Origin of the sequence: Paraburkholderia sp. D15 (assembly GCF_029910215.1) — a bacterium.
In the GTDB taxonomy this organism is placed as follows: domain Bacteria; phylum Pseudomonadota; class Gammaproteobacteria; order Burkholderiales; family Burkholderiaceae; genus Paraburkholderia.
In genome coordinates this window covers 828,915-849,460 of sequence record NZ_CP110396.1, presented here as the reverse complement: position 1 = coordinate 849,460, position 20,546 = coordinate 828,915, and the positions used below count along the sequence as shown (strand labels likewise).

Below are 20,546 nucleotides of genomic sequence, written 5' to 3'. Positions count from 1 at the left end.
CGCGCCGCCCCGGCGGGGTAGGCGCGCAACGCGGCAACGCCGGACGCTTAAACGATTGAGCGAGGAACTATGGAGTTCGTATTCAACGAGGATCAGGAAGCGCTGGCGGACAGCGTGCGGCGTTTTCTCATGACGGAGATGACGCCCGAACTGATCCGCGAGTTATGGCAGACGCCGACGGGCCGTTCGGATGTGCTGTGGCAGATGATCGCCGCGCAGGGTCTGACGGCCGTGTCGGTGCCGGAGCAACACGACGGCCTCGGTCTCGGCGAGGTGGAGTGGGCGCTGCTCGCGCAGACCTACGGCTATTTCGCGAGCCCCGAGCCGCTGCTCGATACCGCGCTGGTGGCGGCCGGCATGCTCGAAGGCTTGCCCGCGAGCGAGCGGCGCGACGCGCTGCTGCGCGAGATCGCGGCGGGCTCGGCGCGCGTGGCGGTGGCGCATCCGGTGAATCCCTTCGTGGCCGATGCGCATGTCGCCCAGGTGATTCTCGCCGAGCGTGACGGCGAATTGCATTGGCTGACCCCGCACGCGTGCCGTTTGAATGCGGTGGACAGTGTCGATCCGTCGCGGCGGCTGTTCGAGTTCGACTGGACCCCGTCCGCCGACACGCGCGTGGCGTCGCGCGAAACCGCCGCGCCGTTGCTCGCCGATGCGCTGGACCGTGGCGCGTTCGGTGTCGCCGCGCAACTGCTCGGCCTCACGCAGCGCGTGCTGGATGTCGCGATCGACTACAGCGCGCAGCGCAAGCAGTTCGGCAAACCGATCGGCTCGTATCAGGCGCTCAAGCATCTGCTCGCCGACGTCGCGATCCGCTACGAGTTCGCGCGGCCGGTGCTGTATCGCGCCGCATGCGCGATCGCCGATCGCGATCCGCGGCGCGCGCTCTACGTGTCCCACGCGAAACTCGCCGCCACCGCCGCCGCGCAGCTTGCCGCGCGGCACGCGATGCAGGTGCATGGCGCGATCGGCTACACGTGGGAACTCGATCTGCAGATCTTCATGAAGCGGATCTGGGCGCTCGCCAGCAGCTGGGGCGACGCGACGTTTCACAAGGCCCGTGTCGCCGCCGCGCTGATCGAGGATCGCGCGCCGATCGGGCCGTCCCGCACTTTCGAACTGGAGTCGCGATGAGACAGGCTTATATCGTCGACGCGCTGCGCACGCCGACCGGCCGCCGCAAGGGCGGACTCGCGAACGTGCATGCCGCGGACCTGGGCGGCTTCGTGCTGGGCGAACTGGTGGCGCGCAACGCGATCCCCGCCGACGAATACGACGACGTGGTGTTCGGCTGCGTCGATACGATCGGCCCGCTGGCGGGCAACATCGCGCGGACCTGCTGGCTCGCGGCCGGTTTGCCGCTGACGGTGCCCGGCGTGACGGTGGACCGTCAGTGCGGTTCGTCGCAACAGGCGGTGCATTTCGCCGCGCAGGCGGTGATGAGCGGCACGCAGGACGTGGTGGTGGCGGGCGGCGTGCAGACCATGACGCAGATTCCGATTTCGTCGGCGATGACGGCGGCGGTGCCGCTCGGTTTCAGCGATCCGTTTTCGGGCAGCACCGGCTGGCGCACGCGTTTCGGCGACGCGCCGGTCTCGCAGTTCCACGCGGCGCAGCGGATCGCGGATCACTGGAACCTGTCGCGCGAAAGCATGGAGGCGTACGCGCTCGAAAGCCACCGGCGCGCGCTGGCCGCGATCGAGGCGGGTTACTTCGCGCGCGAGATCGCGCCGGTCGCGGGCGTCGTGCATGACGAGACGCCGCGCAAGGACACCACGCTCGCGAAGATGGCCTCGCTCGAACCGTTGATGCCGGGCGGCGCGTTGACCGCCGCGGTGTCGAGTCAAACCTGCGACGCGGCCGCCGCGCTGCTGATCGTCTCCGAGGAGGCCTTGAAGCGCTATGGCCTGACGCCGCGCGCGCGCATCCATCACCTGAGCGTGCTCGGCGACGATCCGCTGTGGATGCTCACCGCGCCGATTCCCGCGACCCGTCACGCGCTGAAGAAAGCGGGTCTCACGCTCGACGACATCGACGTGGTCGAACTCAACGAAGCGTTCGCTTCCGTCGCGATGGCGTGGCTCGCCGAGACGCGCTATCCGCACGAACGCACCAATCCGAACGGCGGCGCGATCGCGCTGGGTCATCCGCTCGGCGCGACCGGCGCGCGGCTGATGACGAGCCTGCTGCATGAACTCGAACGCATCCAGGGCCGCTATGGCCTGCAAACGATGTGCGAAGGCGGTGGGCTCGCCAACGTCACGATCATCGAGCGCCTGTAAATACATCGCCAGGCATGTCGCCGGGCATGCCGCGACGCGTGTCACTCAAAAGGAAGGATCAAGCATGGGAATCTGCAACGGCCGCACCGTGATCATCACCGGCGCGGGAGGCGGTTTGGGCCGCGAATATGCGCTGGCGTACGCCGCCGAAGGCGCGGCGGTCGTGGTCAACGACATTCGCGCGGATGCCGCGCAGGCCGTGTGCGACGAGATCGCGCGCGCGGGCGGCCGGGCGCTCGCCAACGCGGACGACATCACGCGCCTCGACACCGCGCAACAGATCGTCGATGCCGCGCACGCGACGTTCGGCGACGTGCACGTGCTGGTGAACAACGCCGGCATCTGCCGCGACCGCATGTTCGCGAGCATGACCGAAACCGATTGGGACGACGTGATGCGCGTCCATCTGCGCGGCCATTTCTGTCTCGCGCAACTGCTGGCGCGCGAATGGCGCGAGGCGTCGAAGGGCGGCGCCGAGATCGATGCGCGCATCGTCAATACGAGTTCCGGCGCGGGCCTGCAAGGTTCGATCGGCCAGGCCAACTACGGCGCGGCGAAGGCCGCAATTGCCGCGCTCACGCTGATGCAGGCCGCCGAGCTGCAACGCTACGGCGTGCGCGTGAACGCGCTGGCGCCGGCCGCGCGCACCTCGATGACCGAGGGCGTGTTCGCCGACATGATGAAAAAGCCCGCCGACGGCTTCGACTATTTCGATCCGGCCAACGTCGCGCCGCTCGTCGTGTGGCTCGGCAGTGCGTTGTCGCGCGATGTGACCGGCCAGGTGTTCGAAGCGGCGGGCGGCATGATCGCGGTCGCCGAGGGTTGGCGCACCGGTCCGCGCATCGACAACGGCGCGCGCTGGCAGGTCGGCGAGATCGGTGGCGCGGTGGCCGCGTTGATCTCGCAGCGCGAGCCCGCGCAACGCGTGTACGGAAGCTGATGCGATGAACCTCGCTCTCTCCGGGGAACAGATCATGATCCGCGACGCGGCCGCCGAGGTGCTGGCGGAGCGCAGCGCGTCGGCGGACGTGCGGCGCGCGATCGAGCAACACGCGGGCCGCGACGACGCATTGTGGCGCACCGTGGCGGGCGAACTCGGCTGGTGCGCGCTGACGGTGCCGGAAGCGGCGGGCGGCGCGGGCCTGGGCGCGATGGAACTGGTGCTGCTGATGGAACAGCTGGGCCGGCGGCTCGCTTGCGTGCCGTACTTCGGCACGGTGTGTCTCGCGGCGACGGCGTTGGCGTCGGTGGCAGCGCAGCGTGCCGAAGCGGGAGGTCAGGGCGCCGATCTCGACACCGCGCACGACTACCTCGCGCGGATCGCGAGTGGCGAGGCGAGCGCGACGCTGGCGTTGCCGATGCGGGCGGCGTTGGGCAACGAGACGGGCACCGCTGCGCGTGTTGCCGCGAGTGTCGATCAAGGCTTTGGTTTCGATTTCAGCGCACGCGCTGTTTCGCTTCTCGCGGAAGAAACGGCCGGCGGCTACCGGCTGTCCGGCACGTTCGAACAGGTGCTCGACGGTGCGAGCGCGGACTTGTTGCTGTTGCCCGCGCGCATCGCGAATGAAGCGCAATCGATTGCGCTGTTCGCGTTGAGCGGCACGCAGATCGATGGCCTGACGCGCACGCCGCTCGTCACGCTCGATGCGACGCGGCCGCTCGCGCGGCTCGATCTGCGCGCGGTCGAAGTGCCGCGTGCGGCGTTGCTCGCGTCCGGCACCCAGGCCGAACGCGCGCTGTCGCGCACCGCGTGGTTCGCCGCGCTGGCGCTTGCGGCCGAACAGGTCGGCGGCGCGCAGCAGTGCCTCGATCTCACGCTCGCCTATACGGCGGAGCGCGTGCAGTTCGGCCGCTCGATCGCCTCGTTCCAGGCGGTCAAACACCGCTGCGCACAGATGATGGTCGAGATCGAAGCCAGCCGCTCGATCGTGCTCGGCGCGGCGCAGGCCTGGGACCAGACGTCGGACCAGACGTCGGACCAGACGTCGGACCCGGCATCGGACCCGGCATCGGACCCGTCGAGGGCCGCTACGTCGCGCGATGCCGATGTGCTCGCCGACATCGCATCGGCCAAGGCCAGCGCCAACGACGCGTTCCGTTTCTGCGCGCAGGAAGCGATCCAGTTGCACGGCGGCGTCGGCTTCACGTGGGAATACGACCCGCAGCTCTACTTCAAGCGCGCGCAGGCCGCGAGCGCGATGTTCGGCACGAGCGCGCAGATGTGGTCGTGGATCGCGCAGCGGGTGATGGCGCGCAATGCGCCGGCGGAGGGCGGCACGTTGTCCAGTCCGCTCGCCGAGCCCACGCAGAACGTGCTCGCAGGAGTGCTTTGATGAACAGTGAATTGCAGCAACAGCGGCAACAACCGCAACAACAACCGCCGCACCAACAACGCCTGCGCGACGAAGTCGCCGGCTGGATGCGCACGCATCTCACCGGCGAGTTCGCATGCCTGCAATATCGCGGCGGCCCCGGCGACGAGGAAGCGTATCCCGCCTTGCGCAAACAATGGGAACAGGAACTGGCGAAGGGCGGCTGGACCGGCCTCGGCTGGCCGGCCAGCGCGGGCGGCCGGGCGTTCAGTGTCGCCGATCAGGTGATCTTCCACGAGGAATACGCGCGCGCCGGCGGCCCCGGCCGCATGGGACACATCGGCGAAGGTCTGCTCGGTCCGACGCTGATTGCGTGCGGTACCGACGATCAACGCGCGCGTTTTCTGCCCGGCATTCTGAACGGCACACAGTTCTGGTGTCAGGGCTATTCGGAGCCCGGCGCGGGTTCCGATCTCGCCAACATCCGCACGCGCGCGGTGCGCGACGAGCACGGCAACTGGCGCGTGCACGGCCAGAAAGTCTGGACCTCGCTCGCGCACGATTCCGACTGGATCTTCGTCGTCGCCCGCACCGATCCCGAATCGCGCGGCAATCGCGGACTGTCGTTCCTGCTGCTGCCGCTCGATCAACCCGGCATCGAGATCCGCCCGATCCGCCAGATGAACGGCGGCGCCGAATTCAACGAAGTGTTCTTCGACGGCGCGCTGGCGGCCGGCGCCGATCTGGTCGGCGCGCCCGGCGACGGCTGGCGCATCGCGATGACCTTGCTGGGTTTCGAGCGCGGCATGTCGACGCTCGGTCAGCAGATGCAGTTCATCCGCGAACTCGACTGGGTGGTGGACGCCGCGCACGCCGCGGGCATGGCGCGCGATCCGTCGATCCGCCAGCGCATCGCGAAGGCATGGAGCGGCTTGCGCGTGATGCGCTACAACGCGCTGCGCATGCTGGCCGGCACGGACCAAGGCGATGGCGACGGCGCGCTCGGCCGTGAAGCGCTGATCTACAAGTATTACTGGTCGAACTGGCACCGCGAGCTCGGGCAGCTGGCGATGGACGTGCTCGGCCCCGACGCCAACGTGATCGTCGCCGACGAAGCCGGTGATCGTGAGGGCGGCGGCAAACGTACCCGTCTGCAAGGCGTTTTCCTGTTCTCGCGCGCCGACACGATCTACGCGGGCACCAACGAAATCCAGCTCAACATCATGGCCGAGCGCGGGCTCGGCATGCCGAAGGAACCCAGAGGAACGCTATGAACGAGTCTCAAACGGTGCGCAGCGCACCCGCCTATGTGCCCGGTCACCAGTTGCTGGCGGGCAAGTCGGTGCTGATCACCGCGGCCGCCGGCGTCGGCATCGGTTTCGCCGCGGCCAAGCGCTGCGCGGAAGAAGGGTGCCGCGCGCTGTTCATCTCCGACATCCACGAACGGCGACTCGCCCAGGCGGTCGACACGCTGCGCGCCGAAACCGGTCTGCAGGCCGTGCACGGCCGCCTGTGCAACGTCGCCGTGGAAGACGAAGTGCGCGCGCTGGTGGCGGACGCCGAGGCGAAGCTGGACGGCGTCGACGTGCTGATCAACAACGCGGGTCTCGGCGGTTCGCGCCGCATCGTCGAAATGGACGATGCCGAATGGTCGCGGGTCATCGACATTAGCCTCACCGGCACGTTCCGGATGACGCGGGCGATCCTGCCGCACATGCAGCAACGCGGCCGGGGCGCGATCGTCAACAACGCGTCGGTGCTCGGCTGGCGCGCGCAGGCGGAACAGGCGCACTACGCGGCCGCCAAGGCCGGCGTGATGGCGCTGACGCGCTGCGCGGCGCTGGAGGCCGCGCCGCACGGCGTGCGCATCAACGCGGTCGCGCCGAGCATCGCGCTGCACGATTTTCTGAAGAAGTCGGCTTCGGCCGATCTGCTCGATCAACTGGCGTCGCGCGAAGCGTTCGGTCGCGCCGCCGAAGTGTGGGAGGTGGCCAACGTGATGGTGTTTCTGGCAAGCGACTACGCGTCGTACATGACCGGCGAAGTGCTGTCGGTCAGCAGCCAGCACGCGTGATGGAACGCGTCCTCGCTGAAAGCGCCGGTGCCGGCGCTGCACAACCGGGCCAGGAGTTGGGCCACGAATCGGCCCGTGAATCGGGCCATGAATCGGCCCAACCCCCGGCCCGCGTGTTCGCCCATCCCGGCGAATTGATCGACGCCGTCGGCGAAGCGCTCGGCGCAAGCGCGTGGCTCGCGCTCGACCAGCGTCGCATCGATCTGTTCGCCGATGCGACGCTCGATCATCAATGGGTGCACGTCGATCCCGAACGCGCGGCGCGCGGTCCGTTCGGCGCGTGCATCGCGCACGGCTTCCTCACGCTCTCGCTCGTCAATTACTTCCTGCCGCAGATCGTGCGGATCGACGGCGCGCAACTGGGCGTCAATTACGGCTGCGACAAGATCCGTTTCCCCGCGCCGGTACGGGTCGGCGCGCGCGTGCGCGGAGCCGGCCAGCTGCTGCGCGCCGAAGCGTTCGAAGGCGGCGTGCAGGCGTGGATTCGCGTGACCGTCGAGATCGACGGCGAGGCGAAACCCGGCTGCGTGGCCGACACCATCAGCCGCTATTACCTGTGATTCGCTGTATTTACCCGTAGTCAGCTGCATTACCCGTAGAGGAAACAAGCTCATGAACGAAGCGGTCATCGTATCGGTTGCACGCACGCCGATCGGCAAAGCGTATCGCGGCGTGTTCAACGATACCGAAGCGCCCGCGCTGGGCGGCCACGTGGTGCGCGCGGCACTGCAACGCGCGCATCTGGACGGCGCCGACGTGGACGACGTGCTGATGGGCTGCGCCGCGCAGCAGGGCACCCAGGGCTACAACATCGGCCGGTTGTCGGCGGCGGCGGCGGGTCTGCCCGCCTCGGTGCCGGGCATGGCGATGGATCGCATGTGCTCGTCCGGCCTGATGTCGATCGCGAGCGCCGCGCGCGCCATTCAGTGCGGCGACGCGCGGATCGTGGTGGCGGGCGGCGTCGAATCGATCTCGCTCACGCAGAACAAGCACAAGAACGCGTACCGGGCGCGCTCGGACGCGGTGCTCGCGCATCAACCGGCCGCGTATATGGCCATGATCGAGACCGCCGAGATCGTGTCGCGCCGCTATGGCATTTCGCGCGAGACGCAGGACGAGTACGCGCTGCTGAGCCAGCAGCGCACGGCGGCGGCCCAGGCGGCCGGCCGTTTCGACGACGAAATCGTGCCGCTCGACGTGCAACGCGCGCTGTTCGACAAGGAAGGCAAGCAGACCGGCAGCGAAAACGTGCGAGCCTCGCGCGACGAAGGCAACCGCGCCGACACCAGCGCCGCGAGTCTGGCCGCGTTGAAACCGGTGTGGAGCGGCGGCGCGGCGGTCGCGCAGGGCGAGTTCATCACGGCGGGCAACGCGTCGCAACTGTCGGATGGCGCGGCGGCCGTGGTCGTGATGAGCGCGGCCGAAGCGAAACAGCGCGGCCTCACGCCGCTCGGTCTGTTCCGCGGCCTTGCGGTGGCCGGTTGCGAGCCCGACGAGATGGGCATCGGCCCGGCGCTCGCGGTGCCGAAGCTGCTCGCGCGGTACGGTCTCGCCGTGAAAGACATCGGGCTGTGGGAAATGAACGAGGCGTTCGCGTGCCAGGTGATCTATTGCCGCGATCAGCTCGGCATCGCGCAGGACCGCCTGAACGTGAACGGCGGCGCGATCTCGGTCGGGCACCCGTTCGGCATGTCGGGCACGCGCATGACGATGCACGGCCTGCTCGAGGCGCGCCGGCGCGGCGAACGCTACGTCGTCGTCACGATGTGCGTGGGCGGCGGCATGGGTGCGGCGGCACTCTTCGACACAGCGGCATAGATCGCGGATCGGAGGAGACAAAATATGAAATCGACTCTACCAGGCCTGCTGATGTCGGCGGCCGTGCTCGGCGCGGCGCTGTTCGCGTTCTCGCCGCGTCCGCTGCCGGCTTTCGCGGCCACGGCCATCCAGGCCGATCGTCTGCAGATCAACGGACTCGCGAAGCTGGAACAAGCGGGCACGCCGGCGGGCATGCGGCTCGTCGCGGTCGGCGAGCGCGGCGTGATCCTGCTCAGCGACGACGCGGGCGCCTCGTGGCGCCAGGCGAGTGTCGCCTCGGATGAAGCGTCCGCGCTCACCCAGGTGTTCTTCGTGTCGCCGCGCGTCGGCATCGCGGTGGGACACGACGGCTGGATTCTGCGCAGCGTCGATGCCGGCGCGCACTGGAGCGAGGTGCACTTCGACCATGCGCATTCGGACCCGCTGCTATCCGTGTGGGGCAACGCGGCCGGCCTCGTGTTCGCGGCCGGCAGCTTCGGTCAGCTGTTCGTCTCGCACGACGCGGGCGCGACATGGACCCAGCAGAAAACGCCCGCCGACGACCGTCACCTGAACGCCATCGCCGGCGACGCGAAGGGCACGCTGATGATCGCGGGCGAGACCGGCACATTGCTGCGCTCCACCGATCGCGGCGTGACGTGGGACAAGCGTCCGGTGCCCTACCAGGGCTCGCTGTTCGGCGTGCTGCCGCTCGCGGACGGCACATGGCTCGCGTACGGGATGCGCGGCAACGTCTTGCGCAGCACCGATCAGGGCGAGACGTGGACGCATGAGGATAGCCACGTCGGCACGTCGTATTTCGGCGCGGTGCAACTGGCCGATGGCGAACTGGTGCTGGTCGGCCAGGGCGGTGCGATCGTCACGTCGCGCGACGACGGCGCGAGCTTCGCGGTGCGCAAGGTGGGCGGCGTGCAGAGTCTCGCCGCCGTGGTCGACGTGGGGCATGGCGAACTCGCGCTCGGTGGCGAAGCGGGTATTTCGCTGCTGCCGGTGACCGCACGCTCCGCCGCGGGTGGGGCCGCGCCGGCTGCGATTTCAGCGGTGGCTCCGGCCGCCGCTTCAGCCGCTACCTCCGCTACCTCCGCTGCCTCCGCTGCGTCCGGCACGCCGCCTTCCTGATCCCCGCCGCCTGGTTCGCCAGGCGCCAGACGATCTCTCGCCGCGCGTTCGTCCGCCGTGCCCCGGCGGCGTTCGCGGGGCTCCCCGTTGCCTTGCCGTGAGACGCATCATGAATGCACCGTTCCGTCCTTCCCGTCATTCTTCCTCCCGTTCCGCCTCCACGGCGCCCACGCGTTTGTCGCGCTTCGTCGAACGTTGCGCCGACGCGATCATGCTGCATCGTCGTCTGCTGCTGACGCTGTGTCTCGCGCTGACCGTCGCGCTCGGATTCTCCGCGACGCGTCTGCGGCTCGACCCGGGCTTCAACAAGATGATCCCGATGCAGCACCCGTACATGCAGGCGTTCAATCGCTACGCGAGCGCGTTTCCCGGCGCGAATACGATTCTCGTGAGCCTGCGCTGGAGAGGCCAGGGCGACATCTACAACCAGGCGTTCATGGACGACCTGCGCCACGCGACCGACGACGTGTTCTTCATTCCCGGCGTGAATCGCTCGCGCGTGTTCTCGCTGTTCACGCCGAACGTGCGCTACACCGAAGTGACCGAAGCCGGCTTTCGCGGCGACGTGGTGGTGCCCGGCCAGTTCAGCAGCGCGAATCCGCGCGATCTCGCCACCGTGCGCCGCAACGTCGCGCGTTCGGGGCAGATCGGCCGGCTGGTCGGCAACGATCTGCACTCGGCCCTGATTCGCGCGGAGTTGCGCGAGACCGATCCCACCACCGGCAAGCAACTCGACTACGGCGCGGTCGCGCGGCAGCTCGAACGGATTCGCGCGCGCTATTCGAATCAGGACGTCGAGGTCGACATCATCGGTTTCGCCAAACTGGTCGGCGACGTCGAGTCGGGCATCAGCGGTGTGATCGGCTTTTTCGCGCTGGCGTTCGCGGTGACCGCCGCGCTGTTGCTGCTGTACACGCGCTCGCTGAAGACCACCGCGCTCGCGCTGTTCGTCGCCCTGCTGCCGGTGGTGTGGCTGCTTGGCGCGCTGCCGGTGCTCGGACTCGGCATCGACCCGATGTCGATCCTCGTGCCGTTCCTGATCTTTTCGATCGGCGTATCGCACGCGGTGCAGATAACCAATGCGTGGAAGCAGGCGCTGGTGAGCGGCATGCCGTCCGTCGATGCCGCGCGCGACGCATTCCGCAAACTGTTCGTGCCCGGCACTGTCGCGTTGCTGACCAATGCGCTCGGCTTCATGGTCATCATGCGCATCCAGATCGAGATCGTGCGCGAGCTAGGTGTGACCGCCTGCCTCGGCGTGCTGCTGATGATCGTCACCAACAAAGTGTTTCTGCCGATCCTGCTGTCGTACACGCGGCTCGAAAAAACCACGCTGGCGCGCGCGCAGCGCCGCGCGGCGGCCGGCGGCAGCCGTCTGTGGACGCGCTTCGCGGCCTTCGCGCGGCCCGTGCCGGCGCTCGGCGTGTTCGTCGTCGCGCTGGTGCTGCTCGGCTTCGGCGCGAAGGCGTCGCGCGATCTGCAGATCGGCGATATCGGTTCCGGCGCGCCGGAGTTGCGCGCCGACTCGCGCTACAACCTCGATAACGCGAGCATCACGCGTCAATACGATATCGGCGTGGATGCGCTGTCCGTGTTCGTCGAAACGAAGGGCTTCGACGATGCCTGCCTGCACTATCCGGTGATGAGCGCGATCGAGCGTTTCGAAATGTCGATGCGCGGCGTGGCGGGCGTGCAGTCGGTAGTGAGCGTGCCGTCGCTGGCGAAGATCTCGATTGCCGCGTTCAACGAGGGCAATCCGCGCTGGGGTGCGCTGCCGCGTTCGAGCGATGGCCTCACGCAGGGCGCGAATGCCTTCGATCCCGACAACGGCATGAATACGGAAAACTGCCAGGTGATCCAGGTGCTGATCTACACGACGAATCACGAGGGCAAGACCATTGCGCACATCGTCGACGAGATCAAGCGGCTCGCCGCGCAGGACCACACGCCGAACGTGGCGTTCAGGCTCGGCGGCGGCAACGTGGGCGTGATGGCCGCGACCAACGAGGCCGTCGCCGACGCCGAGATCGCGATGCTGCTGTCGATCTTCGGCGCGATCGCGCTGCTGTGCGTGGTGACGTTCCGCTCGTGGCGCGCGGTGCTGTGCATCGTGGTGCCGCTGACGGTGGTGTCGATTCTATGCAACGCGGTGATGGCATGGCTCGGCATCGGGCTGAAGGTGGCCACGTTGCCGGTGATTACGCTGGGCGTCGGCGTGGGGGTGGATTACGGCATCTATCTGTATGAGCGCATGCAGCACGAGTTGCGCGACGGCGCGAGCCTGCCCGAGGCCTTCGCGGCGGCGATGCGGCAACGCGGCACGGCGGCGTTGTTCACCGCGGTGACGATGTTCATCGGCGTGGGCACGTGGGCGTTTTCCGCGCTGAAGTTCCAGGTGGACATGGGCGTGCTGCTGGCCTTCATGTTCCTCGTCAATCTGTTCGGCGCGGTGTTCCTGTTGCCGGCGCTGGCTGCGTGGCTCGGGGTCGAGCGGGCGGAGCGGGGTGGGGCGCCTGAGCCGGCGGGGACGGTCTCGGGCGCGGCTGCGGGTGCCGCCGCGCCAGGCGCGCTCGCGGCGCGCCGGGAACGTGTCGAGGCTGGCGGAAATACCTAGTCCGTCGAGACGATGAACGCGGCGCGAGCGGCGTTTATCGTCAGACCCAGGCGCGTGTTGCGCGCTATCCAACCCATACCCGTGACGGCGGCGCGCGACCCGCGCCGCTTTTTCCATCGGAGGAGATAAGAAGATGTCCGCACGTCCCTACAAGATCGAAGCGCAACCGCTTGCGCAGCGTTATGCGCGCGGCTGGCATTGCCTCGGACTCGCGAGCGAGTACAAGGACGGCAAGCCGCACACGCTGAATATTTTCGGCCAGCGCCTTGCCGCGTTCATGGATACGCAGGGCCGCGTGAACGTGGTCGACGGTTTCTGCCCGCACATGGGCGGCGACCTGAGCGCGGGCCGCGTGGATGGCGACACGCTGGTGTGTCCGTTTCACGGCTGGCAATGGGACGGCGACGGCAATTGCCAGTCGATTCCGTACTGCAAGCGTATTCCGCCGAAGGCGAAGATCGGCACGTGGCCCACCTGCGAGCAGAACAACCTGCTGTTCGTGTGGAACGACCCCGAAGGCAGTCTGCCGGATGAAACCGTCGCGATTCCGCGCATCGACGCGTGTTTTTCCGACGAGTGGTCGGACTGGGTGATCGACCGGATGGAGATCGGCACGAACTGCCGCGAGCTGGTGGACAACATTTCCGACATGGCGCACTTCGCGACCGTGCATGGCGCGCCGGTGGACTATTTCGCGAATCTGTTCGAAGGCCACAAGGCGACGCAACTGCTGGTGGGGCGCAGCGAGCGGCTGGGCGGCGACGAACTGATTGCGCTGTCGACGTATTTCGGCCCCGCGTATCACATCACCGAGATGACGGGGCAGAGCGGTGGCCATCCGATCAATTCGATCCTGTTGAACTGTCACGTGCCGATCGACATGAACAGTTTCGAGTTGCGCTATGGCGTGATGGTGAAGAAGGTGCCGGGATTATCGGACGAGCAGAACATGGAGATTGCGCGCGCCTACGCGAAGCAGGCGCAGGCCGCGTTCTACGAGGACGTGGCGATCTGGGACACGAAGACGCGAATCGACAATCCGTTGCTGTGCGAGGGCGATGGTCCGCTATACCAGATGCGGGACTGGTACTCGCAGTTCTATCTCGACACGGCGGATGTGCGACCATCGAGCACCGCGCGCAAGGTGGTGGAGATCAAGGTGAGGGAGGGCGGCACGCCGCCGCCGTTGCGGCACGTGTTCGAAGCCTGATCGGACTCGGGATTCCCGGATGAGACGAAAAACGGTGCACATGTGCACCGTTTTCTGTTTTGCGACCGTATGGGCGCGTGGTTTCAGGACGGCTGCGCGGGCGGCGCGAGATAGTTCGCGCGGATTTTCTGGACGTTCACGTGGAGGACGTCGACGAGATAGTGCTGCATGCCGCCGTATTGCTGATCGATGATCTGGATGGCGGCGCCGATATAGTCGGGGTCGACGGCGAGGAGGGGTTGAAGGACCTCGGGGTTGACGCCGATCTTTTGAAGTTGCGCGGTGGCTTGTGCGTTGCCGGCGGCGTTATAGCGATTGGATTCCAGATAGTTGTCGATGACGGTAGCGCGATCGACGCCGAGCGCGGAGAGCAGGAGGACGGTGGCGAAGCCGGTGCGATCTTTACCTGCGGTGCAGTGATAGAGGAAGGTCTGGTTCTGTTCCGCGAGTTGCAGGAAGTGGCGGAACTGGGGTTGATATTGGGTGGGGAATTGACGATAGAGGTCGACCATGAAGTCGTGCATCTGGGCTGGCGTGGAGCGTTTCAGCAGCGGGATGATTGCCGAGGGCGCCAGGTTGCCGGCTAGCACGGGGTCGGCTTGCCAGTTGAACGTTTTTCCGAATTGGGATTCTTGGGGTTGTTTTTCGCTTTCAGCGCGGAAGTCCAGGATGGTGTCCAGTTTTAGCGATTGCAGTTTGGCTATGTCTGTCTGCGACGCTGAGGAGGGGTTGCCGCTGCGGTAGAGACGGTGGGGTTTTATTTGACTCCCTTCAGGGGTTGTTATGCCGCCGAGGTCTCTGGTGTTTTGGACTTTTTCCAGGGGGAGGTAGTGGTCTGATGATGTTTGGGTTTGGGTTTGGGTTTGCGCTGGGGCTTGGATTGTTGTTGCTAGTAGGGCTGTCGCCAGCGTTTTTTTTAGGGAGGGGTGCATAATTTGCTCGATGTTGTTGTTTGGGTTGGTCTGGATTATTTTTGGCCTTTCCTTGTATTGTTATTGGTCTATTAGCGTTGCCCCTGTGCGGGGCGGCACCTACTTCTCTTTGCCGCGGCAAAGAGAAGTAGGCAAGAGAAAGCCGCTCACACCGCCAGCTCATAAGTGGGCGCCTCGCACAGTATTGTTAGTGGTCCATCTGGAATCCGTGCCCTCGCGCATTCCGCGTTCGTGACAAAGGACTCATTCATCCCGTCTCGCGCTGCGCGCTCGGCGGGGCGGTCCATCCAAAACCGGAGGGCGGCGTTGGATTTACCCGGGGGCGCGCGCAGCGCCGCCGGAAGCATGACTGCTGTACCATCACCGCAAAATGCGCGAGAACACAGATTCCAGATGGACCACTACCGTGGCTGCGCGAGGGGCCCGCTTAAGAATTAGCGGTTTGAGCGGCTTTCTCTTGCCTACTTGTATATTCCCTCCTGTGACGACGACCCGATCAGTTGTCGCCACAGGGACAGTCAGCTCGTCTGCCTTCAGTGCTTCGAGCACGCAGAGAAGCTTGAGCGACTGTCCTTTTCATCCTCATAACCCGAACAGTTGACGGAGCCTCGAGCTCGTATTTTCCTGCAAGTATGGGTACCACGATGAATCCTGTTTCTTCCGTTTATATCGGCATCGACGTCAGCGGCACAACGCTCGACATCGCCATTCACGACACGACCGACCATTTTCGTGTCGACAATGAGCAGACCGCCATCGATCAACTGGTACAACGTCTCATCGCGTTGAACCCCACCCTGATCGTGATGGAGGCCACCGGCAAGCTCGAACTCGCCGTGCTCAGAGCCCTCTGCGAGGCGGGTCTGCCCGCTGTCGCCGTGAATCCCCGGCAGGTGCGCGACTTCGCCCGCGCGACCGGCATGCGGGCCAAGACCGATCGCATCGACGCCTTTGCCATCGCCCGTTTCGCCGCGGTCATCAAGCCCGTGGTGCGCCCGCTCACCGATGTGCAGACCGAGCAGTTGCAGGCCCTGCTGCTGCGCCGCGCCCAGCTCGTGGACATGCTCGTGGCCGAGAAGGCCCGTCTTGAGCGCGCCCACGCCGCCGCCCGCGAAAGCCTGAATGACCACATCAAATGGCTCAAGCAGCAGATCAGGATCGCGGACAACGATATCGACTCGTTCCTGCGCTCGTCTCCCGCGTGGCGTCAGAAGGAAGATCTGCTGCGCTCCGTGCCCGGTATCGGTCCCGGCGCCGCCGCAACGCTGATCGCCTTCATGCCGCAACTGGGTTCGCTGAACCGCCGCGAGATCGCCGCGCTCACCGGCGTCGCTCCGTTCAATAGCGACAGCGGCAAACACATCGGCAGGCGTCGCATTCAGGGCGGGCGAGCCGTCGTACGGCGCGCTCTTTACATGGCCTGCGTGCCCGCGCTGCGCTTCAATCCGACCATTCGCGCTTTCTATGACCGGCTACGCGAGGCGGGCAAGCCGTTCAAGGTCGCCATCACGGCGTGCATCCGCAAGCTCATCGTCACACTCAATACGATGGTCCAGCATGACACGCACTGGAGGCCGTCGATCATCTGAACTTCTTCAAGCGTTCTTACCGAAGGCGCGATCGGAGATCGTGCGGCATGCGCTCGCCTGTACGTCGCCGGCGGATCGACATGTGATCCGCCGCCCACCCGATACCCGTCGCTTGACTTCCAATACGGTTGCTTCTCTTTGCCGCGGCAAAGAGAAGTAGGTGCCGCCCCGCACAGGGGCAACGCTAATAAACCACTAGCAATACAAGGAAAGGCCAAAAATTCCAGACAAGAAAAAGCCAAAAAATTCCAGACCAAAAAAAAGCGCCGCGCAGGCAAACAAAAAACCAGTCACCCCCCTCGTGATCGAGCAATAGTCAAAGCCGCATCCTCAATCATATCTTCCTGCCCCCCCACGAGCCGCTGCCTCCCAAGCTCGACAAGAATATCCCTCGCAGGAACCCGATACTTCACCTCAGCCCGTTTAGCAAACAAAAGAAACGACGAATAAACCCCAGCATACCCAAGCGTCAGCGCATCCCGATCAATCCGGATCGGCGCATCCATGATAGGAATAACCAGATCCTCAGCCACATCGGAAATAGCAAAAACATCCACCCCCGTCAGGATTCCCATCCGCTCGCAAACCGCGACCAACACCTCCATCGGCGTATTCCCGGCCCCCGCCCCGAGCCCCGCCGCGGCAGCATCGATCCGGTTGGCGCCCGCCGCGATAGCGGCAATCGAATTGGCCACCCCCATCGCCAGATTGTGATGCCCGTGAAACCCAAGCTCCGTCTCGGCCTTCAACGCGCCACGCACCATCCCGATCCGCGCGGTCACGTCGTCCGGCAACATGTATCCCGCCGAGTCGGTAATGTAGATGCAGTTCGCGCCGTACGACTCCATCAGCCTGGCCTGCTCGACCAGTTGCTCCGGCGCCGACATGTGCGCCATCATCAGAAAGCCAACCGTGTCCATCCCAAGCTTGCGCGCCAGCCCAATGTGCTGCTCGGATACGTCCGCCTCGGTGCAATGCGTCGCCACCCGGATCGTATGCACACCCAGCTCATGCGCCATCCGCAAATGATCGACCGTGCCGATACCCGGCAATAACAACGCCGAAATCTTCGCCTGCTTCAATTCGCCGATCACGGCGCTCAGATATTCCTCGTCCGTGTGCGCCGGAAAACCATAGTTCACCGACGCGCCGCCCAAGCCGTCGCCGTGCGTCACTTCGATCAACGGCACGCCCGCCGCATCGAGTCCGCGTGCAATGCTTCGCATCTGATCCAGCGAAATCTGATGACGCTTCGGATGCATGCCATCACGCAACGTCATGTCGTGCACGGTAATCTTCTTTCCTGCCAATGACATCGTCAGCTCCTTATGCAGTGGTGGATGCGGCCAGCATCTGTTGCGCGAATACTTCGGCCGTACGCGCGGCGGCCGCCGTCATGATGTCCAGATTGCCTGCGTACTTCGGCAGGTAGTCGCCGAGTCCTTCCACTTCCATGAACACGGAGACGCGCCGGCCGTCGAATACCGGCCCGTTTTTCAGCTTGTAGCCGGGCACGTACTGGCGCACCTCGTCGACCATCGCATGCACGGAGGCCGTGATCGCGTCGATGTCGGGATCGCTCTCGGTCAGACAATGAATCGTGTCGCGCATGATCAACGGCGGCTCGGCCGGGTTGATCACGATGATCGCCTTGCCCACCGCCGCGCCGCCGATCTGTTCGATCGCCTGCGCCGTGGTGCGCGTGAATTCGTCGATGTTCTTGCGCGTGCCGGGTCCAACCGAACGCGACGATACGGTCGCGACGATCTCGCCGTACACGACCCGCTGCACGCGCGATACCGCATGCACCATCGGGATCGTCGCCTGGCCGCCGCACGTGACCATGTTGACGTTCATCACCTGCCGATCGATCTGCGCGGCGAGGTTCACCGGCGGCACGCAGAACGGGCCGATCGCGGCAGGCGTCAGGTCGATCACGCGCACGCCGCGCGCGGTCAGCTTGTCGGAATGCTCGCGGTGCACGTAGGCCGAGGTGGCGTCGAAGGCGATGCGGATGTCGTCGTCGGCGAGATGCGGCAGCAGGCCGTCGATGCCGTCGGCCGTGGTCTTCAGGCCCAATTCGCGCGCGCGCGCGAGTCCCTCGGAGGCGGCGTCGACGCCGACCATCCAGACCGGTTCGAGCACCGCGCTGCGGCGCAGCTTGTACAGCAGATCGGTGCCGATGTTGCCGGGGCCGATCAATGCGCATTTGATCTTGCTCATTCAATGCTTCCTTTAGTGAAAGACGGTCAAGCAGTCAGACGAAGCGCACCGAGCAACCGCCGATGCCTTCGATATGCATGTCCAGCACGTCGCCGCCCGCAACGGGAATCAGCGCGGCCAGCGAACCCGACAGCACGACTTCACCCGCGAGCAGCGGCACGCCGTGCTCGCCGAGCGTGTTGGCGAGCCAGGCGACGGCGTCCGCCGGATGGCCGAGCGCCGCCGCGCCGACCCCTTCGGCTACCCGTTGGCCGTTCCTGTCGAGCGTCATGCGGCAGGCGGCGAGATCCAGCGAGGCGGGCGGCACGCGTTCGTGGCCGAGCACGTAGACGCCGCACGACGCGTTGTCGGCCACGGTGTCGCCGATACGGATCGCCCAGTCGCGAATCCGCGAGTCGACGATTTCGAAGCACGCGCCCACGGAATCGGTCGCGGCGAGGACCGCCTCGCGCGTGATGCCGGGGCCACGCAGATCGTGTTTCAGATAGAAGGCGATTTCGCCCTCGGCGCGCGGCGCGATCAGCGTGTCGATCGGAATCGCTTCGCCGGCGACGTAATGCATGCCGGAGAGCAGCATGCCGAAATCAGGCTGGTGCACGCCGAGCATGTTCTGCACGGCCGCGCTCGTCAGCCCGATCTTCTTGCCGACCACGGTTTCGCCCGCGGCGATACGGCGAGCAATGAAGTGTTGTTGCACGCGATAGGCGTCGGCGATCGCGAGGCCGCCGGCTTGCGCGGAAAATGGCGCGATGGGCGCGCGGTCGAGCCACGCGCGATACAGCGTGTCGCCGAGTTCGGCGTGTAGGGTCGAGGTCATCGCAGAGACGGATCGAAAACGAGGAAAGAAATGAAGCGGGCCGCGAGGAGACGTGCGGCATGCCGGCCGCTGCTGCATGGCTGGCTTGCCGCACGTCTTGATGCCCCCGGGTTCAGTTGCCCGCGCCGCGAATCGCGTCGGGCGAGAAGAACGCTTCGTTCATCTGCGAGCCGCGCGTGAGCACCGGCATCGGTTCCTGATTCGACAGGCGGTCGGCGTAGTAAGCGCCGGAGATCAGGTCGTGATAGAACACCGCGGTCGAGTAGAACGACTTGGCGTCGAACGCGTACAGCGTCGGCGCGAGGTTGGTGCGCCACAGCGTGCCGCGTGCGTCGTAGTTGTCGGCGGCCACGGCGTTCCAGGTGTCCTCGTCGAGATACAGCACACGTTTCGCGTATTGATGGCGATAGCCGGCCTTCAGCGTCGCCTGCAACACCCACACGCGATGCAGTTCGAAGCGCATGTACTGCGTATTCTCGTGACCCTTGGTCAGAATGTCGGTGTACTTGATCGACGGGTCCATCAGCTTGTAGTTGTCGTACGGCACATACACTTCGCGCTTGCCGACGATCTTCCAGTCGTAACGTTCGCCCGAGCCGTTGAACAGACGATCGTCGTCGACGGTACGGAAACCGCCCGGCCCTTCGGGCTGATCGAAGCCGAACTCCGGTGCCTGGCGCACGCGTCGCGTGCCGGGGTTATACGACCAGGTGCGGCGCGTGTCGGAGCCTTCCTGATCCCACATCTCGTAGCCGGTCAGGATCGTGCCGCGGTCCGACAGCGGCAGCATGGTGGTCTGGCGGAAGTAGCTCTTCGCGTTCAGCGGGTTCTTCGGGTCGTAGTTCGGCGCGCTGCGCGGACCGTAAATGGAGTACTGCACCTTGCCCCAGGCGATGTTGCCGTCCGGGTAGACGACGGCCTGATCGTAGGTCGCCGTTTCACCTTCGATCGCCGACGCGAAACGCAGATTCCACATCAGCTCGACGCCGTTCTTCGGCACCGGAAACGGCGTGACCGGCGGGAAATCCTTCAGGCCGTTCTGGTCCTTGGTCATGGTGGTATTCGGCGCGTACAGCTTGATGTCCTTGTATTCGGACTCGCTGTAGCGGAAATCGCGATGGCTCGGATAGACCGGAATCTTGAACGTGTCGGGGTATTTCTTGAGCAGCGCTTTTTCGCCGTCGGTCAGACGCGCGTCGTATTGCTGCATGTTCTGCGCGGTGATCACGAACAGCGGCTTCTCGTTGGCGTACGGATCGGGGAAGCGTTGGCCCGGCTTGTAGTCGACGTCCGGCGGCGTGCCGAACCATTTGCCGCTCCATGCCGGAATCGTGCCGTCGGCGTTGCCCGCGCGCTCGGCGCCCATCGGCGTGAGCGGGCCGTCGAGTTTGGCGAGATCTTCCTGGCTGGTTTTCGCGAACGATGCAGCGGCGAGCGCCGCGCCCGCGGCGAACACGCAGACACGCAGGGCGGGTGTGAAAATTCGACTCATGACCAAATCCTCTTGCAGTAAAAAGACGGCTGATTCAAAGGGTGATGCAGGTTCCGGAAGGCGT

17 protein-coding genes are annotated in these 20,546 nt (G+C 65.8%); 12 read left to right on the top strand and 5 right to left on the bottom strand.

Going from position 1 to position 20,546, the window contains the following annotated elements:
• Positions 1-69: 69 nt before the first annotated feature.
• From LFL96_RS23575 to LFL96_RS23525, 11 genes are all read left to right on the top strand, one after another.
• Positions 70-1,134 (top strand): acyl-CoA dehydrogenase family protein, encoded by a 1,065-nt coding sequence (locus tag LFL96_RS23575; protein WP_281003112.1) that lies wholly within the window; start codon positions 70-72, stop codon positions 1,132-1,134.
• The gene (locus LFL96_RS23570; RefSeq protein ID WP_281003111.1) at positions 1,131-2,282 is read left to right on the top strand and encodes an acetyl-CoA C-acetyltransferase; all 1,152 of its coding nucleotides are present in this window, start codon (positions 1,131-1,133) and stop codon (positions 2,280-2,282) included. The genes LFL96_RS23575 and LFL96_RS23570 overlap by 4 nt, the downstream gene beginning before the upstream one ends.
• A 64-nt stretch (positions 2,283-2,346) precedes the next feature.
• On the top strand, positions 2,347-3,222 hold the full coding sequence (locus LFL96_RS23565; protein WP_281003110.1) for an SDR family oxidoreductase: 876 nt from the start codon (positions 2,347-2,349) through the stop codon (positions 3,220-3,222).
• Positions 3,223-3,226: 4 nt separating this feature from the next.
• Positions 3,227-4,615, top strand: a complete 1,389-nt coding sequence (locus LFL96_RS23560; RefSeq protein WP_281003109.1) for an acyl-CoA dehydrogenase family protein — start codon at positions 3,227-3,229, stop codon at positions 4,613-4,615.
• A complete protein-coding gene (locus LFL96_RS23555) occupies positions 4,615-5,868 on the top strand; it encodes an acyl-CoA dehydrogenase family protein (protein ID WP_281003108.1) in 1,254 nt (417 codons plus the stop codon). Before LFL96_RS23560 ends, LFL96_RS23555 begins: the two co-directional genes overlap by 1 nt.
• Positions 5,865-6,668: an SDR family oxidoreductase gene (locus tag LFL96_RS23550; protein WP_281003107.1), complete on the top strand. Its 804-nt coding sequence runs from the start codon at positions 5,865-5,867 to the stop codon at positions 6,666-6,668. The genes LFL96_RS23555 and LFL96_RS23550 overlap by 4 nt, the downstream gene beginning before the upstream one ends.
• Entirely contained in the window at positions 6,668-7,228 is a 561-nt protein-coding gene (locus tag LFL96_RS23545) for a MaoC family dehydratase (RefSeq protein ID WP_281003106.1), read from the top strand. The genes LFL96_RS23550 and LFL96_RS23545 overlap by 1 nt, the downstream gene beginning before the upstream one ends.
• A 52-nt stretch (positions 7,229-7,280) precedes the next feature.
• On the top strand, positions 7,281-8,486 hold the full coding sequence (locus tag LFL96_RS23540) for an acetyl-CoA C-acyltransferase (protein ID WP_281003105.1): 1,206 nt from the start codon (positions 7,281-7,283) through the stop codon (positions 8,484-8,486).
• A gap of 24 nt (positions 8,487-8,510) precedes the next feature.
• The gene (locus LFL96_RS23535) at positions 8,511-9,605 is read left to right on the top strand and encodes a YCF48-related protein (protein WP_281003104.1); all 1,095 of its coding nucleotides are present in this window, start codon (positions 8,511-8,513) and stop codon (positions 9,603-9,605) included.
• A gap of 109 nt (positions 9,606-9,714) precedes the next feature.
• Positions 9,715-12,219 carry an MMPL family transporter gene (locus LFL96_RS23530; protein WP_281003103.1) on the top strand — a complete coding sequence of 835 codons (2,505 nt, stop codon included), beginning with the start codon at positions 9,715-9,717 and terminating at the stop codon, positions 12,217-12,219.
• 133 nt (positions 12,220-12,352) lie between these two features.
• Positions 12,353-13,429, top strand: a complete 1,077-nt coding sequence (locus LFL96_RS23525; protein ID WP_281003102.1) for a Rieske 2Fe-2S domain-containing protein — start codon at positions 12,353-12,355, stop codon at positions 13,427-13,429.
• Positions 13,430-13,512: 83 nt separating this feature from the next.
• Here the strand turns inward: LFL96_RS23525 and LFL96_RS23520 are convergent, their stop codons facing one another.
• Entirely contained in the window at positions 13,513-14,361 is an 849-nt protein-coding gene (locus tag LFL96_RS23520) for a tyrosine-protein phosphatase (protein ID WP_281003101.1), read from the bottom strand.
• Between the two features lie 644 nt (positions 14,362-15,005).
• Between LFL96_RS23520 and LFL96_RS23515 the strand changes: the two genes are divergently transcribed.
• A complete protein-coding gene (locus tag LFL96_RS23515) occupies positions 15,006-15,950 on the top strand; it encodes an IS110 family transposase (protein WP_280999422.1) in 945 nt (314 codons plus the stop codon).
• Between the two features lie 290 nt (positions 15,951-16,240).
• On the opposite strand, the gene dmpG is transcribed toward LFL96_RS23515, so the two are convergent.
• From dmpG to LFL96_RS23495, 4 genes are all read right to left on the bottom strand, one after another.
• Entirely contained in the window at positions 16,241-17,266 is a 1,026-nt protein-coding gene (dmpG, locus tag LFL96_RS23510; RefSeq protein WP_281003100.1) for a 4-hydroxy-2-oxovalerate aldolase, read from the bottom strand.
• A 10-nt stretch (positions 17,267-17,276) separates the two neighbouring features.
• The gene (locus LFL96_RS23505) at positions 17,277-18,173 is read right to left on the bottom strand and encodes an acetaldehyde dehydrogenase (acetylating) (RefSeq protein ID WP_281003099.1); all 897 of its coding nucleotides are present in this window, start codon (positions 18,171-18,173) and stop codon (positions 17,277-17,279) included.
• Positions 18,174-18,207: 34 nt separating this feature from the next.
• A complete protein-coding gene (gene dmpE, locus LFL96_RS23500; RefSeq protein ID WP_281003098.1) occupies positions 18,208-18,990 on the bottom strand; it encodes a 2-oxopent-4-enoate hydratase in 783 nt (260 codons plus the stop codon).
• A 112-nt stretch (positions 18,991-19,102) separates the two neighbouring features.
• Entirely contained in the window at positions 19,103-20,482 is a 1,380-nt protein-coding gene (locus LFL96_RS23495; protein WP_281003097.1) for a DUF1329 domain-containing protein, read from the bottom strand.
• Positions 20,483-20,546 lie beyond the last annotated feature (64 nt).